The sequence below is a fragment of the Paenibacillus sp. cl130 genome, assembly GCF_900116035.1.
Lineage (GTDB): Bacteria > Bacillota > Bacilli > Paenibacillales > Paenibacillaceae > Paenibacillus > Paenibacillus polymyxa_B.
The window spans coordinates 48618-66822 of record NZ_FOYG01000003.1; the positions used below are offsets into that span (position 1 = coordinate 48618).

The 18205-nt window shown below is 47.9% G+C and carries 5 protein-coding genes; 4 read left to right on the plus strand and 1 reads right to left on the minus strand.

All coding sequences use genetic code 11. The features are described from left to right. The first annotated feature begins 103 nt into the window (after positions 1-103). The 3 genes from BM358_RS09620 (at position 104) to BM358_RS09630 (ending at position 16619) form a co-directional block, all read left to right on the plus strand. Positions 104-11317: a non-ribosomal peptide synthetase gene (locus BM358_RS09620; protein ID WP_028541393.1), complete on the plus strand. Its 11214-nt coding sequence runs from the start codon at positions 104-106 to the stop codon at positions 11315-11317. A gap of 265 nt (positions 11318-11582) precedes the next feature. Next, positions 11583-13484 carry a serine hydrolase domain-containing protein gene (locus BM358_RS09625; RefSeq protein WP_028541392.1) on the plus strand — a complete coding sequence of 634 codons (1902 nt, stop codon included), beginning with the start codon at positions 11583-11585 and terminating at the stop codon, positions 13482-13484. A gap of 99 nt (positions 13485-13583) precedes the next feature. After that, positions 13584-16619, plus strand: a complete 3036-nt coding sequence (locus tag BM358_RS09630; protein ID WP_028541391.1) for a chitinase N-terminal domain-containing protein — start codon at positions 13584-13586, stop codon at positions 16617-16619. A 311-nt stretch (positions 16620-16930) separates the two neighbouring features. On the opposite strand, the gene BM358_RS09635 is transcribed toward BM358_RS09630, so the two are convergent. Then, positions 16931-17278 carry a hypothetical protein gene (locus BM358_RS09635; protein ID WP_023988452.1) on the minus strand — a complete coding sequence of 116 codons (348 nt, stop codon included), beginning with the start codon at positions 17276-17278 and terminating at the stop codon, positions 16931-16933. Positions 17279-17643: 365 nt separating this feature from the next. Between BM358_RS09635 and greA the strand changes: the two genes are divergently transcribed. Further along, positions 17644-18123 (plus strand): transcription elongation factor GreA, encoded by a 480-nt coding sequence (greA, locus tag BM358_RS09640; RefSeq protein WP_013310174.1) that lies wholly within the window; start codon positions 17644-17646, stop codon positions 18121-18123. Positions 18124-18205 lie beyond the last annotated feature (82 nt).

Below are 18205 nucleotides of genomic sequence, written 5' to 3' on the forward strand. Positions count from 1 at the left end.
TGCCCTTGCCTGCAAAGTATTCTTTTTCTGACACAACGCTCATGTACGTAACAACGCACCATCCAACCGGGGGAACAGGCCCCGAGAAGCAGGAGGGATGTCATTGAAAGCCTTATTTGAGAAGGAAAAAAATTACTGGAGTCATAAACTGGAATCTGAGGATCATATCATCTGCCTACCATACACCAACCATGTGTCCAGAAGTACAACTGTAACGAGTTTAAATTCCCATACGTACACACTCACATTTCCAACTGAAATTTCCCAAAGAATATCATCTATAACAGGTGGCGCTCCATGGGCCGTGTTTATGGTCCTGCTTGCTGGAGTAGAGAGCTTATTGCATAAATACACAGGTGAGGAACGTGTGCTGCTGGGCATCCCGGTAGCCAAGTCTGGCAACGGTGCTACAAAGCCGATCAACCATCTGCTTTTATTGAAAAATACGCTGGATTCCAGCACAACCTTCAAAGCTTTGCTGTCTCAAATCAAAACCTCTGTCGGCGAAGCTATTGAACATCAAAACATTCCTTTTTGGAACTATTCTGAATTACTTGACATTCAACGTAATGAGGATGAAAAGCCTCTTATTCACACCACAGTATCCTTGCAAAATATTCATATTTCTGATTTTTTAAATCACGTACAATCTGAACTGGATTTCCAGTTTCAATGGGAACATGAAGCGGTCTCCCTGAACGTAAAGTATAGTAGCGACCGTTATAGCGAGACGACGATTGAGCACTTTGTTGAGCAGCTTCTGCGGCTGTACACTATTGTTTTGCAGCAGCCAGAGTTGGCGATTTCCACAGCACAAGTACTGTCAGAGCAAGAAGTAGAGCAGCTGGTCCATACCTTCAACGATACAACTGTGGATTATCCACGTCATGCGTCTATTCATGAATTGTTCGTGAAACAGGCGAAGCAGGCACCACAGCAGGTGGCGGTAGTGTGTGGGCAAGATAGCCTAACCTATGCAGAATTGAATGAAAAGGCCAACCGACTGGCTCATTCTTTACGTAAGCAGGGAATCCGCACCGAGCAGACGGTCGGCATTGTAGCTGAACGCTCGATCGAGATGATTGTCGGTATGCTCGGAATTCTCAAAGCAGGTGGAGCGTATGTACCCATTGATTCTGATTACCCGGATGAGCGTATACGCTATTTGCTGCAGGATTCCGGTGCGGACATACTGCTCGTGCAGCGAATGGAACATCGGCCCACTGATTTTAAGGGAATGGTGCTTGACCTTAGCGATGCTGCAATTTATGGAACGGATGATGCTGATCGTTACGATCCAATTTTGCCGAATGATCACGGGACGAATACTGATCCGGGATACGTGGACTGCCTAGATCCGTTCTACTCCATTTTCGCCAGTCCCGAACTTGCTTCTACGACAACCATACAACCAGAAACCATGCAACCAAAAGCTACGCAATCAGAACAAGCAGAACAAATACAGCAGGCTTATGCAGCTGGAGAACAACCGAAGGCGAGCGCAGCTGGTCGTTTGGCCTATATTATGTACACCTCAGGGACTACAGGCCAGCCCAAAGGGGTTATGGTGGAGCACCGTAATGTCGTGCGTTTGGTGACAAACACAAATTATGCACGCTTGAATGCCGACACGCGCATTTTGCAGACCGGGTCTGTTGTCTTTGACGCGTCCACCTTCGAAATTTGGGGTGCGTTATTGAACGGTGGACAGCTGGTGCTGGTGAGTCAGGATGTTATTTTGGACGCTCCCAAGCTCAAGGAAGTTGTTCGCAATCACGGCATTACCACGATGTGGCTGACCGCACCACTCTTTAATCAGCTATCCCAGCAGGACTTGGAACTATTTGAGGGGATGCGGGAGCTATTGGTTGGTGGTGATGTGCTGTCCGTACCGCATATTAACCGGGTATTGGAGGCCCATCCGAATCTACATATCATTAACGGCTACGGTCCGACGGAAAATACGACCTTTTCCACCACACATGCCATTACCGGCGTTCAATCGGCATCTGTGCCCATTGGTAGCCCGATCCATAACTCGACGGCATATGTCGTGGACCGTTCGATGCAGCTTCAGCCTATTGGAGCGTGGGGGGAGCTGATCGTCGGCGGTGACGGGGTGGCTCGCGGATATCGCAACCGCCCAGACCTGACGACTGAAAAGTTTATTGACAGCCCATTCCGTGGCGGCGAACGCTGCTATCGTACAGGGGACCTGGTGCGTTGGAATGCGGACGGGACGCTGGAATATAAGGGACGGATCGACGCGCAGGTAAAAATCCGGGGCTACCGGATCGAGCTGGGCGAGGTGGAAGCACAGCTGTTGAAGCTGGAGGCAGTCCGAGAAGCTGTTGTAATTGCACATGAAGATGAACAGGGGCAAAAGCTGCTCTGCGCATATGTGGTCACCCATGCGGAAGTAGCGACAAGTGAGCTGCGTAGCGCTTTGAGTCAGGAGCTGCCGGGCTACATGGTACCGTCGTATTTTGTACAGCTAGAGCAATTGCCACTGACGCCCAACGGCAAGGTGGATCGCCGAGCGTTGCCACAGCCAGAGGGAGGTGTAAGCTCAGGCGCAGAATATGTACCTCCTCAAAATCAATTACAAGCACAACTGGCTAGCATCTGGAAAGATGTGCTGGAGCTTGAGCGCATTGGGATTAAGGATAACTTTTTTGAGGCAGGAGGACATTCCCTGCGGGCGACACATGTCATATCACTCATCTATAAGGAATTGCATAAAAATGTGCAGCTAAAGGATCTGTTCCAGCACCCAACAATCGAACAGCTGGCGCAGGTTATTGAAGCACTGGAGCAAACCAACTATGAATCCATCTCTGTTACGGAAAATAAGCCATTTTATGCGGTCTCTTCGGCTCAAAAACGGATGTATATCCTCAATCAGCTTGATGGAGCGGGAATTAGCTATAACATACCTGGTGCCCTGACTCTGACCGGTTCACTTGATCACAAGGCACTGGATAACGCGTTCCGTCAGCTTATTGACCGCCATGAAACATTGCGCACAAGTTTTGAGACCATGAACGGTGAACCTGTCCAGCGAGTACATGACGAGGTTCCTTTTTGCATGGAATTGACCTATGCTCACGGAGCTGCCCCAAAGGAAACGGATGAGCTGGTACGTAACTTTGTCCAACCATTCGATCTGGGGCAGGCTCCGTTATTCCGAGTTGGTTTGATTGAAACAGACCCAGAGCATCATATTTTGCTCATGGATATGCATCATATCATTTCGGACGGCACCTCTATAAATGTACTAATTCAGGACTTCATTCATTTATATGCAGGCGACACGCTGCCATCGCTGCGCATTCAGTATAAAGACTACGCCGCTTGGCAACAGAAACAGCAGCAAAGTGAACGCTACCGGGAACAGGAAAACTACTGGCTCAATACCTTCGCAGGAGAGCTACCTGTGCTAGATCTACCGACTGATTATCCACGTCCGGCGGTGAGAAGCTTTGAAGGAGATATGCTGGAATTTACGCTTGACCAACGACAAAGCGAAGGCTTAATAAGCATTGCGGTGCAGACGGAATCGACATTATATATGGTGCTGTTGGCTGCCTATTCGGCTTTGCTTAGCCACTATAGCGGGCAGGAGGATATTATAGTCGGTTCGCCAATTGCAGGGCGACCCCATGCAGATCTTGGCAGTCTGATCGGGATGTTCGTGAATACACTGGCAATCCGTAATTATCCAGAAGGCGGGAAAACGTTCCGCGATTATGTGTTGGAGGTCAAGGAAAACGCGTTAAAGGCTTTTGAACATCAGGATTATCCGTTTGAAGAGCTGGTGGAGAAGCTGGGCGTGGATCGAGATTTAAGCCGTAATCCGTTATTTGATACCATGTTTGCACTGCAAAACTTAGAGCAAAAAGAGCAGCAGCTGGCGGGGCTTCAATTGGCATCCTATCCAAGTGAACAAACGACGGCCAAATTTGATTTGAGTCTGTTCGCAGTGGAGGATGGAGAACAAATTTCCTGTGCTCTTCAATACGGAACTCGGCTGTACAAACGGGAAACCATTGAACGACTGACTGAACATTTGCAGCAGCTTATCAATGCGGTTATAGAACAGCCGGATATCGTTCTTTCGGCTATTGAAATGGTTTCGGCCCAAGAAAAAGAGCTGCTTGTGCAGAGATTCAATGATACGGTAGCAGACTATCCGTATCCACGAGATCAAGCACTGCATGTGCTGTTCGAGGAACAGGTAGCGCAATCACCAGATCGGCTGGCCGTCACCTTTGCGGACATGCAGCTTACCTACCGCGAGCTGAATGAACGTGCCGACCGTCTGGCACACATACTCGCTTCCCATGGGATACGGCGCGGCTCCGAGCCAGAGACACAGCGAGTAGGGATTATGGCTGAACGCTCCATTGAAATGGTCGTCGGTATGCTGGCGATTTTGAAGGTCGGAGGGGCTTACGTTCCCATTGATCCCGATTATCCTGAGGAGCGTATCCGTTATTTACTGGAGGATTCCAGTGCTGGGCTGTTACTGTTACAGCGACGTGAGCAGACCCCTTTTGAACCCGGCATTCCGGTCATCGATTTGAGTGATGAACAACGATGGAATAGCAAATCTGAAGGTGACGCTCATACCGATGGAACAATTGCGATTACAACAGGGGGATCTTCCTCCGATCTTGCGTATGTGATCTACACCTCTGGTACGACAGGCAAACCGAAGGGCGTGATGATTGAGCACCATAATGTCGTGCGCCTAGTGAAAAACAAAAGCTATGCCATGCTTGATGAAAATACACGTATGCTGCAATTGGGTGCAGTTGTGTTCGATGCCTCCACATTTGAAATTTGGGGAACGCTGCTGAACGGGGGACAACTGTATGTGGTAAGTCATGATACTATTCTGGATGCCTCCAAGCTCAAGCAGGCGATTGACAAGTATCGTGTTAACACGATGTTCATGACCACGGCTTTATTCAATCAGTATTCGCAGCAAGAAATCGGAGTGTTTGCGTCCTTGAAGGAGTTGCTCGTGGGTGGTGATGTGTTGTCTGTACCACACGTCAATCGTGTGTTGAAGGAGTACCCGCAGCTTCGCCTGGCCAATATTTATGGGCCGACGGAGAACACCACCTTTTCCACCATCTATGACATTACAGAACCGCAAACCCAGGCTATTCCCATTGGACGTCCAATTGATCACTCGACCGCTTATGTGGTCAATCGTTCGTTGAAGCTGCAGCCTATCGGAGCCTGGGGAGAGCTGATCGTCGGTGGCGACGGTGTTGGGCGAGGATATCTGAATCGGCCCGAGCTTACGGCGGAAAAATTTATTGAAAGTCCATTCCGGTCTGGAGAATATTGCTATCGTACAGGGGACTTAGTGCGTTGGCGTGCTGATGGTGTGCTGGAGTACAAGGGAAGAATGGATGAACAGGTCAAAATTCGCGGCTACCGCATTGAACTGGGTGAAATTGAAACCCGTTTGTCCACGATTCCAGGTGTGAAGGAATCGGTTGTTACCGTGCGGCAGGATGATCACGGACAAAAACAGCTGTGTGCCTATTTTGCAACAGACAGTGAATTGAGCGCCAGCGACTTACGTAACATTTTGTCGCAGAATCTGCCTGGCTATATGGTGCCGTCCTACTTTGTGCAGCTCTCCAGACTGCCTTTGACGCTGAATGGCAAAGTAGACCGCAGGGCACTGCCCGCACCTGAGCACAATCTCGATACAGGTATGGATTATATGGCACCCGAGACGGATGTTCAACAGGCACTGGCTACGGCTTGGGGAGCCATTCTTGGTATCCCGAAAGTCGGAATACAGGATAACTTTTTCCATTTGGGTGGTGACTCCATCAAGGCCATCCAAGTATCGTCCCGCTTGTTTCAGGCTGGATACAAGCTGGAAATGAAGGACTTGTTCAAATACCCGACAATTGCGGGACTAAGCACATATATTCAGCCTGTTAACCGAATAGCCGAGCAGGGCGAGGTTACAGGAAATGTAGTGCTTACACCGATTCAGCGCTGGTTTTTTGAACAGCCAACGGAAGAACCACACTATTTTAACCAATCTGTCATGCTCTATCGTCAGGAAGGCTATGACGAACAGGCACTACGGCGGGCGCTCCATCAGATTACTTCGCACCATGATGCATTGCGTATGGTTTTTAGTTTGTCGGAGAACGGATGTACAGCATGGAACCGCAGTGTAGAGGAAGGCGAACCGTACCATCTGGAATGCTTTGACTATAATGACAGCGATGTAAACAAGCAAGATTTGGCGAAGATAATTGAAGCGAAATGCAATGAAATTCAATCTGGTATTTCCCTAAGCGAAGGTCCGCTGATGAGACTGGGGCTGTTCCGTTGCCCGGATGGAGATCATCTGCTGGTCGTGATTCATCATTTGGCGGTGGACGGAGTATCCTGGCGCATATTATTCGAGGATTTGGCGACTGCCTATGATCAAGCCTCCAAGGGTGAACAGGTGATTCAGCTGCCTCATAAAACAGATTCGTTCCAAACATGGGCCGAGCAGCTGCACGCTTATGCCAACAGTCCAGCTATGGAACGTGAGCGAGCGTATTGGGGGAAACTTGCACAAGCGGATCCGGCTCCTTTGCCGCAGGATTACGGGCATAACGAGCACGAAAAGCCATTGATTGGCGATAGTGAGTCGGTTACTGCTTTGTGGACACATGCAGAGACAGAGCAACTGCTCAAGCAGGCCAATCGTGCCTACCGTACAGAAATTAATGACCTGTTGTTGACGGCGGTAGGAATGGCATTGCAAGCATGGAGCGGACATGAGCGTTTCCTGATTAATCTGGAGGGACATGGACGTGAAGCCATTTTACCAGAGGTGGACATTACTCGAACGATAGGGTGGTTTACAAGCCAATATCCTGTTTTGCTCGATATGCCGGAAGAACTGGCACTTTCGCAACGGATTAAGCGTGTGAAGGAAGGACTGCGCGGCATTCCGCAAAAAGGGATTGGCTACGGTGTACTGAAATATTTAGCCGACCGTCAGACACAGGCACAGGAGGCATCTCCAGCCATATTTACGACAGATCCCGAAATCAGCTTTAACTATTTGGGACAGTTCGATCAGGATATGAAAGGGAACGACTTGCAATCATCCTCATATGAGGGTGGGATGCCGTTGAGCCCGACCATGGCTCGAACGTATACGCTGGATTTTGGCGGCATTATTTCGGGGGGCCAACTGGGTCTGACGATTAGCTATAGTCGTACCAGCTATAGACCGGAGACCATCGAGCGATTGGCGAAATTCCTGGAATCGAGCCTGCGTGAAATTTTGGCGCATTGCATCCATAAAGAACACCCGGAGCTTACCCCAAGTGATATTTCTTATAAAGGAATGAGTGTGGAGGGCTTGGACAGCCTCTTATCTGAAATGGGTGCTGCGGGTGAGATCGACAATGTATATGCACTGACCCCGATGCAGAAAGGGATGCTGTTTCACAGCCAGCTAGATAGTCAAGCAGCTGCGAATGACGCGTATTTTGAGCAGGTTTCTTATGATATGCGAGGTCAGATGGACATTCGGGCTTTTGCAGAAAGCCTGAATATTCTGGTTCGGCGACATGAGGCGCTGCGTACACATTTTTATTTTGGCAGAGATACGAAACCGTTGCAGGTGGTGTATCGAAATCGGGATTGCGGCTTTCAATATGAAGATTTACACCATCTAGATGAGGATGCAAAAGATACCTGGGTGAAAAATTTCAAGCTACAAGATAAAGCACGGGGCTTTGATCTGCGTCGGGATGTCCTGCTGCGTGTAGCGATTTTACGTACCGGAGAAGACAGCTATCATTTTGTATGGAGCTTTCATCATATCGTCATGGACGGCTGGTGTCTGTCCCTTATAAACAAAGAAGTGTTTGAAAGCTATGCAGCACTTCAGGAGGGCAGAGTACCAGAACTGGCACCGGCAGTGCCGTACAGCCGCTTTATTGAATGGCTGGAAGCACAGGATCGCAAGGCGGCAACCGACTACTGGAGCAGCTATTTATCCGGATATGAGCAGCAAACAGCGTTACCAGCTGTAAAATCCGGTCGCAAGAGTGAAGGCAACACGGCTAGTGATTGGGTGACGGTTTTGGAACGTGAGTTGACCCTCCGGGTGGAGGAGACGGCTAAGCGATATCAAGTGACCATGAATACGTTATTACAAACCGCATGGGGGATTGTGCTGCAAAAATATAACAACCACAGTGATGTCGTATTTGGCAGTGTCGTCTCAGGCCGTCCATCAGATATTATCGGGGTAGAGGATATTATCGGCTTGTTCATTAATACCATTCCCGTTCGCATTCTTAGTGAGGCAGGGGAATCTTTTGCAGAAGTTATGAAGAAAACGCAGGAGCAGGCGCTGGCTTCTCATGCATATGATACGTATCCACTGTTTGAGATTCAGGCATTGACCGACCAGAAACAGGATTTAATTAACCATATTATGGTGTTTGAAAATTATCCAGTAGATGAGCAGGTCGAGGAACTGGGAAGTGACGGGCAGGATACATTCTCGATTTCCAATGTGGTGGCTGCAGAGCAGACTAACTATGATCTGAGCTTAGTCGTTATGCCGGGAGAATGCATCAAGATTCGTTTTATGTATAACGCGTTAAGTTATGATCAAACAGGCATTGAGCGTCTGCATGGACATTTTGTGAACCTGTTGGAGCAAGTTTTGCTTAACCCGAATGTTTGCGTAGAAGAGCTGGAACTGGTTACAGCGGCGGAAAAACAACAAATTACAGGAGAGTTTAATGACACTGCCTCTGCATATCCAAGCAATCACTCGATCCAAAAACTGTTTGAGGAGCAGGCAGAGCGCACGCCGGATCATATTGCCGTAGCTTTGGGTCATCAATCATTGACCTATCGGGAACTCAATGAGATAGCCAACCGTTTAGCGCATACGCTGCGTGATGCAGGGGTGAAATCCGATGAACCTGTGGGCATTTTGACGGAGCGCTCACTGGATATGATTACGGGAACACTCGCTATTTTGAAGGCTGGTGGCGCGTATGTGCCGGTAGACTCTCAATATCCGGAGGACCGTATCCGTTATATGCTGGAGGACTCTGGAGCCAAGCTGCTGCTGGCCCAGCAGGATTTACTGGATCGTTGCTATTTTGACGGACAGATTGTCAATCTGAATGAGGATACGTCCTACAGTGCAGATGCTTCCAATCTGGGTATAGATGGAGCGGGTAATCATGCTGCTTATGTCATTTATACCTCAGGTTCAACAGGTAAGCCTAAGGGTGTCGTTGTTGAGCATCAAAGTGTCGTGCGCCTTGTCCGCAATACGGATTATGTGCCATTTGATGAATCGACCCGAATGCTGCAGACTTGCGCGTTTGTATTTGATGTATCTACGTTTGAAATTTGGGGCGCGCTGCTGAACGGCGGTCAGCTTGTTCTTGTGCATAAGGATGATCTATTGGACGCGGCCAAGCTTAAAGAGACGATACGGGATCATCGCGTCACCATGATGTGGCTGACCACTCCGTTATTTAATCAGCTTTCACAGCAGGATAGTAAACTTTTCGGCGATGTGAAGTATTTGCTGGTTGGTGGTGATGTTTTGTCTGCACCCCATATTAACCGGGTCCTGCGCGATAATCCGGACATCAACATCATTAACGGCTATGGGCCAACGGAAAATACAACCTTTTCGACGACGTATCACATTACGGAAGAACAGCTGGATTCTGTGCCGATCGGACGCCCCATCCGCAATTCGACGGCGTATGTTGTGGATTCGTCATTTAACCTGCAGCCGGTCGGAGCTTGGGGTGAGCTGGTTGTCGGCGGAGACGGAGTTGCACGTGGTTATCTGAACCGTCCTGAGCTGACAGCTGAGAGATTTCTAGCTAACCCGTGGGTGGACGGAGATCGCCTGTACTGTACGGGAGACCTTGTTCGCTGGCGTGAAGACGGCATACTGGAATACGCTGGACGGATTGATCAACAGGTTAAAATTCGCGGTTACCGGATTGAGCTGGGCGAGGTGGAGGCGCGGCTGGCAAGTGTACCGTCCGTGCGGGATAGCGTTGTTATTGCTTTGCGGGATGGAGCGGGTCAGCAGCAATTATGTGCTTACTTCACCGCCGATGAACAGCTGACCATCCGTGAGATTCGAGTTGCGATGTCGGCCAGTCTGCCGAGCTATATGATTCCATCCGCATTTGTACAGCTGGATCGGTTTCCGCTGACGACAAACGGCAAAATCGACCGCAAAGCTTTACCTGTGCCGGACAAAGGGCTGCACACGGGTATAGAATATGTCGCACCGCGAACTGATGTGGAACAGTTGCTGGCAGCCATTTGGCAGGAAGTACTTGAAATTCCACAAGTGGGTATCCACGATGACTTTTTCACGTTAGGTGGACATTCCTTAAAAGTACTGGAGCTTATACGCAAAGTTCACCTTGCTACAGATATTGAGCTTCCCATCCGTAGTGTTCTGGACTTCCCGACTATAGAAGCGCAGGCGCTCACATTATTGAAAGCCGATCTGGAATACAAGGCCGATAGTCCAATCATTCGGTTGAATGAACACGGTCCGATCTCCATCTTCTGCTTTCCTCCTATGCTTGGATACGGGCTGTCGTTCGCGGAGCTTGCGAAACAACTGGATCAGGACGCAGTCGTGTATGGGTTGGAGTTCGTAGATGATGCTGCGGATGAGCAGGCCATGCTGGCACGTTACGTTGATTTGATCGTCAGCACGCAAGCGCAAGGTCCGTATGTGCTGCTTGGTTATTCCATAGGTGGTAATCTGGCGCATAAGGTTGCTGACACACTGGAACGTCAAGGTCATACTGTATCCGATATTTTTATGCTCGATTCGGTCAAAAGGGCGGAAGCCCTGCCCTTCACAGTTGAAGAAACAGAGCATGAAATTCATGACATGCTGGAACAAGTTCCCTACTCCTACCGTGAGCTGTTGAATGAAACGTACCAACGTAAAATGATCGCTTACGCGGTATATGGCAACCAGCTTGTGAATACAGAGAGCGTTCAGGCGAATATTCACGGCTTTGTCGCCGTTGGATCGGAAACGGTCAAGGGTACAGGAGATAATCGACTTTTATGGAAAGACGCTACACAAGGTAGCTATGAAGAGCATAGCTTGATTGGCAATCATTATGAACTGCTGGAACCCGGATTTATCGAGGAAAATGTAAAAAGTATCCGTGCCACCATACAAAAGATAACTCGGAACACGGACAAAGACATGACACAAGACTTGGCACATCATAAATCTTGAAAATCTACGGTCGATGATGTAACGAACTGAATCACTAATTTTTAATCTGTAACACATGAATCCTGATCGACAGGTAAGAAGCCTTCTGCTTACGCGACTCGATCAGGATTCGCTTTATTATGTGCACTCCCGCGATGGGAAGTGCGATGATTCCATAGCGCCATGCTGATGGCTTCCATATGGAGTATAAATATCTGCTCGCTATGCAATCACCGCACGGTTCAAATCATTAAATCAACTTCATACGTAAGGATGGTACTTCAATATGAAGAATAAAGGCATTTGCTACCTATCCGCTTTTTTAGCAGCGTTGTTTCTCTCGAACCTGCTCATTGCTTCGGCATGGGCAACAGACAGCATAACACCTGATTCATTGGAAAAAACAGTGGACAATATTATGAGTACAGAATTGGAAAAATTGCATATTCCGGGGGCTGCAGTCGTCGTGACCCAGGAAAACCAAATCCTTTTTAGTAAAGGCTATGGATATGCAGATATGGAGCGGAAAGTGGTATTCGATCCAGCAAAGACCATTGTTCGTGTCGGATCTCTAACCAAATCATTTAGTGCAAGCGCCACGATGCAGCTGGTTGAGCAAAATAAGCTTGATTTGAATGAAGACGTGAACAGCTATCTCCACAGCTATAAAGCTACGCAATACCAAAATCAGCCTTTCAATTTGCATCAGCTTTTGACACATACCTCGGGATTAGATGAAGCGCTGTACGACATTAACAGCTCGACTCGGGCAGGCGTTTTGCCCACAGAGCAGTATCTCAGCACGTATTTTCAAAATCAGCCTCCCATCCGCAAACCTGGAATTCAGTATGATTACAGCAATGTCGCCTACGGTCTGATCGGTAATATCGTGGAGCAAGTAAGCGGTCAGGGACTGAATGATTACCTCCGTACACATCTGTTCCAGCCGATGAATATGCCCAGCGCGACACTGGAATTGCCGTTAAATCATCCTGCACTGGCCCAGTCGTATCAGTGGAAGGACGGAGCGTATTTGAAACAGCCTTTGTCGTATATCAATCTGCCGGGAGCAGGAGCGTTGAACGTCACACCCAACGAGTTTTCCCATTATCTGATCACTCATTTAAACCAAGGCAAGTATGAGGGCAAAGTGGTGCTTCAGCCACATACGGTAAAAGTGATGCATGCGCAGCAATTTGCAGTCGATGCACGCCTGGATGGCGTGGGCTACGGATTTTTTCGTGGTCATTTGGAGACGGGAGTACCTATGCTGTGGGCTACCGGGGAAATTGATGATTTTATTTCTGAGATGGTATTGATTCCGTCCCAAAAAATTGGTATTTTTGTGATCATTAATTCAGCTGACACGGACACCCTGCTACATGGAAAAGTCATCCATGCGATAGCCCAAATGCTGCCCTCAGAGCCGCAGGCCGTTTCGCAGTCACTAGCTCGCTCTTCCACACAAGTGAAACTTTCGCCAGAGATCGAGGGCGTATATCAGGTGGATTCTAATCCTGTTCATGGTTGGGGAAAATGGATTCGGATACTGGGAAGCATTACATACACCGTGCGAATTCAAGATGATCATACGTTAATTGTTAAAGGAAAACACCCAAATGAGAATGAAGCAACAGACAAAGTGTTTCAAGCAGCAGGTGATGGATTGTTTGTGGAAAAGGGGGGCCAGCTTAAAATTTTGCTGTATCAGGAAAACGGTACTTGGATGATGGTTGCCCCAGACAGTAAGACCATGAAGCAGACGACACTTTGGCACCGTACCTGGACTCTGCTTGTCAGCTACGCTGCCGCCTCCTTATTTTTCATCACAACCTTGCTGATTTGGATTGTAAGATATGTGATCAGAGATATCCGTAAAACGAATAATCACATTTCGTCCAACCTTGCATTCATTGCGTCACTAAATTCGATTTTTCTCGGGGTGCAGGTCATCTATGGTAACAATCAGATAGTGTATGGCTATTCCGCCTGGTATATCTGGGGAATTTGCACGTTACCGCTCATTTCAGCTCTCATTGCCGTATGGGTATTGATCGTGAATGGCGCAAAGCTGATTACAGGGGAAAGGAGACCCCGGGCTGCTGGGAAAATCCTATTTGCGGTACTCACATTGCTGCATACGGTGTATCTCTTTTATTGGAATTTACTTCCTATTCATTATTCCTAAAGATTTACAAAACAATGCATATTCGAACATAAATGAATGCTAAAATTTGTATCTGATGCCCCCCAGAGGGGCTTTAAACCAACAAACAGGAGGAGAATAATGGGAATCTTTCGTCGCTTTACATCCCGTAGCTTCAAATACGCAACTGCTATGGTTTTCACTTTATCGTTGTACGCTGGTGTTGCGGGCAGCATACAACCGGTACGGGCAGAAGGTCCGGCGGACCCAGCCCCCTTCATTGCTGCGAAAGTGGTCAATGAGAACGCTGGTAGAAAAGTGCTGTTTGATAATACACATGGACAGACAGCTGGCGCAGCAGATTGGGTGATTGATGGTGGATTTTCAGACTTCGGCCAAGCCCTCGCGAGCAATGGCTATGATGTACACGAGCTTCGCCAATCTACGCCTATTACTTACAATGATCTAAAGAATTATGATGTATTTGTTACGGCAGAGCCAAATATTCCTTTTAAACAGAGCGAACAGGCTGCAATGGAGCAGTATGTAAAAGCAGGCAATAGTATTTTTTTCATTGGAGATCATTATAACGCGGACCGCAACAAGAATCGCTGGGACGGATCGGAGAGCATTAATGGCTACCGTCGTGGTGCATGGGAAGACCCTGCGAAGGGAATGAGTGCAGAAGAAAAAAGCTCAGCAGCGATGCAGGGCGTAGTCAGCTCAGATTGGCTGGGCAGCCAGTTTGGTGTGCGCTTTCGCTACAATGCATTAGGCGATATCACGGCCAATCAGATTGTCGAGCCAGCGCAGGCGTTTGGCATTACAGCTGGAGTGAGTAATGTGGCAATGCATGCAGGATCAACACTCGCGATTATCGACCCAGCGAAAGCCAAGGGAATCGTATATCTTCCTAAAACCAATCAGGCTTGGGGCAACGCGGTAGATCAGGGCGTTTATAACGGAGGCGGAATTCCAGAAGGACCTTATGCAGCTGTATCGAAAGTAGGACTAGGCAAAGCTGCTTTCATTGGGGACTCGTCTCCTGTCGAAGATGCAACGCCAAAATATTTGCGCGAAGAGACAGGAACCAAGAAGACAACGTATGACGGCTTTAAGGAGCAGGATGACGCCGTGTTACTGGTCAATATCGTAGACTGGTTGTCCAACAAGGAGGAGTATACCAGTCTGACGGAAGTGAAAAGCTTACAGCTGGACCAGCCGACGGCATTACTGCCTTTTGAAGAGCCACAGACTTCCACGGAACCACAAGCCGAGCCTTGGTCCGCTCCCGCAGCCGGCTACAAATGGTGGGATCAGCGAACATTCAAGGCAGGGTCCTATGGCGGATCTACAGCCAGTGCGCAACCAGTGTACAGCATCGTTCGTCAAGAGCAGCTGCCCAATGCACAGCCTTTTCAAATTCGAGTTACTGCCGACCAACTGGCTCCTAACAGCACGATTAGCGGATTTAGCACAGGTATTTATGTAGCGGGCGGCAATCAAGTAGCCCAGATTCAAAATCCGGATGGAAGCTGGCCAACCTCTTACGGCTATAGCGGAACATTTAGTTTGGAGTCCAACGGCAAAGGGCATGCCTATAAGGACTTGACGGTGCGGATCAAGCCGGGAACCAGTGGTTCAGCTAATCTTAGACTGAGGCAAAACGGCAGCAATCTGCTGACCCAATCCGTCGTGCTGGCTGATGTCCCGGCCCAGCCGTTGCCTGAGGAAGGCAATACGGTTCCAGCTCGTATCAGTGTCGCAGAAGCACGGAGTCTCCCGGCTGGCAAAGTCGTGACCTTAGAGGGTATTGTGACGACAGAACCAGGTGCATTCGGTGGTCAAGCCTTTTACATGCAGGATGAAAGTGGCGGTATTTATGTATATCAGAACCAAAGCGGCTTTCATCAAGGGGATCGAGTAAAGCTTACAGCAAGCTTGGCACTGTATAATAGTGAGCTAGAGTTAACCGATCCAGTGGCAATTGAAAAAACGGGAGAAGGACAACTTCCGGAAGCTGTACAAATCATCGAACTCAGTGATGCGAACCAAGGACAGTTGGTTGAGCTTCCTACGGCAATGATTCGTAATGTGATAGACGCGACTCCCGCAGGTTCGTTTGAATTTGATGCAGTATCTGGTGAAGTAAGTCACCATGTGCGCGTCGATGCACGTACAGGCTTAACACGGACATCTTTTCCATATCAAGAAGGACAGCAAGTGAAGCTGAAGGGAATTTCGGCGATTTTCAAAGGGAATTATCAGTTGAAACCGCGTGGACTGGATGATTTTTCAGCTCAGGCAGGCGCAGCTTTGCAGGAAGTAGAGCTTTCAATGGATCAAACGACCCTCAACATTGGGGATACGGCAGCGACACATCTCAAGGGTACGCTGACAGATGGCAGCGAAGCTGATTTAAGCCGCGCTTCTGTTCAGTATATCAGCAGTCATGAATCCGTTTCACTGGATACTTATGGAGAACTTAAGGCCCTAAAAGAGGGGAGCGCGGAGATTACAGCCAGCGTCACCTTGGACGGTCAAACAGTGGTATCCAATCCTGTAGCCGTTAGAGTCAAAAAGACTGCTGTAGGTGAAGTGCCGGGAAAACCTGTGCTGTCGCATGATAACGGGCAGGACACTGGACTGAAGGATGGCAACTACAACATCACCATGAATCTGTGGTGGGGTACGAATGGTGATGAACTCAAGTTGTATGAAAACGACAAGCTGATTGGCACCGAATCATTGCAAGCTGCTTCCCCTGGAGCACAGCATGCAGTCATTCCTGTTACAGGCAAGACCAATGGTACCTACACGTATACTGTAGAACTGATCAACGCTTCTGGTAAAACGACCAGCGACCCGTTAACTGTTGAAGTGACCGATGCTTCGCCTGGTATTCCAGTGCTGTCTCATGACAATTGGGACGGTGACGGCACCTACACCCTTACAATGAACATGTGGTGGGGCACGAATGCGACAAAATACAACTTATATGAAAATGGAGAACTGATCGACGCCCAGGATCTTCCAAGCCAAAGCCCGCAGGCCCAAAGTGCAGTCACCAACATCCAAAATCAAAAGCCGGGTACATACGAGTATCGGGCCGAGTTAGTCAATGCTTCAGGAGAAGTTTCTAGTCAAACGATAAGTGTAGAAGTAAAGGGCCATTAAGTAGAAAGGATGGTCCGTTAAAAAGTAAGAGCATCTATTGACCTCGTGAGAGTCTATAGATGCTCTATTTTATTTTTACGATATGTCTGCCACTATGGTGTTCTGTCGAGCTGTATTTATATAAGAGAGAAGCATGAAAAAAGTACCCGCAGCGGGTACTATCATTTTAGGATTGTGTTGGTTGAGCAGACAGTCCCTCTATATCTGAGGAGCCATAGAAGAACAAGGCAACTAGTATCACAATAATGACAACCTCTGCAAAATATTCTCCATCAAACTCACTCACCACAAGTATCTCCTTTCGCCACTTGTTAATTGTTTACTTTCTGTGAAAAGGCCTGTATTACTTGATCAAGTGTCATATTTCCATTATCATTTAAAAATTTTACCATATTATCGACATTGGAAGGAGTAGATGCTAATGTTTTGTATTTTCCAGTGAGGCCTAAAAATAATGTTGCTTGTCTGTATAAAGTCACGGAATCGACGTTTAGTTTTCCCGTTAGTAGGAGGGCTGCCACTAAGACCTCCACATTTTTCCCTTGAAGAGCAGAAAAGATAGCCGAATTACTGTTTAATCCATTTTTCTTTTGACCGTTGGGGGGGGATTTGGATTTACGATTCCCATTCCCATTACCATTCTTTCCTAAGGAAGCCATTGAATCTTCCTCCCGCCATATACTGCTCCTGCCTGGTTTTCACAAAATTCGGGACAAGGACAGCGGCACTGCATGTGCTCATCAATATACGTTATGATCATACGATATGCGAATAAGAGAGCATTGGTTACTATAAGAATCACCCTGGCTGAAGGTAGTTGGCTACTATTATCAGTAATTTATTTCGCATGTTGGTCCGATTTAGAGTAAACTACAATAAAGCAAGCCAAATGAGCAATTTGCATACATCCCAAGAGCGTTTCCAATCAGCAATGTTTAGACCGAAACGGTTTAGTTCGTTTATTGTATTTTTGAGCGTTGAATTGGAATTAAGCAAATGCTGAAATAGGAGTTGTAGATAAAATATGTCGAATGAAGAAGTATTGTTAACTAAAGAGGGATTGGCCAAGCTAGAGGATGAGCTTAAGGAACTGAAGACCGTAAAACGTAAGGAGCTAGCCGAACGGCTTAAGTTGGCTATCAGCTACGGTGATTTGAAGGAAAATAGTGAGTATCACTCAGCCAAGGACGACCAAGCATTTATGGAAACCCGCATTCTCATATTGGAGAAGATGCTGACCAAAGCCCGGGTCGTGGACGAGAGTAATTTAGACCTTAGAACCGTTAGTATCGGATCGACTGTCATTCTGAATGACATCGAATTTTCGGAGAAGATGGAATACAAAATTGTAAGTCCTGCTGAGGCGGATGTTCTGGATAACAAAATTTCCTATGAGAGTCCTTTAGGCAAGGCACTTTTGGGGAAAGAAGTGGGCAGTATCATTCATGTGGATGCACCCATGGCTGTAATCAAATATGAGTTGCTTGAAATTAAGCTCACATAGTTCATTCCCGATTCCCTTATATGAGGGGGCCGGGATTTTTTTATTTCTCGCTACTTACATACCGTCCATGTGGAGCACAGTT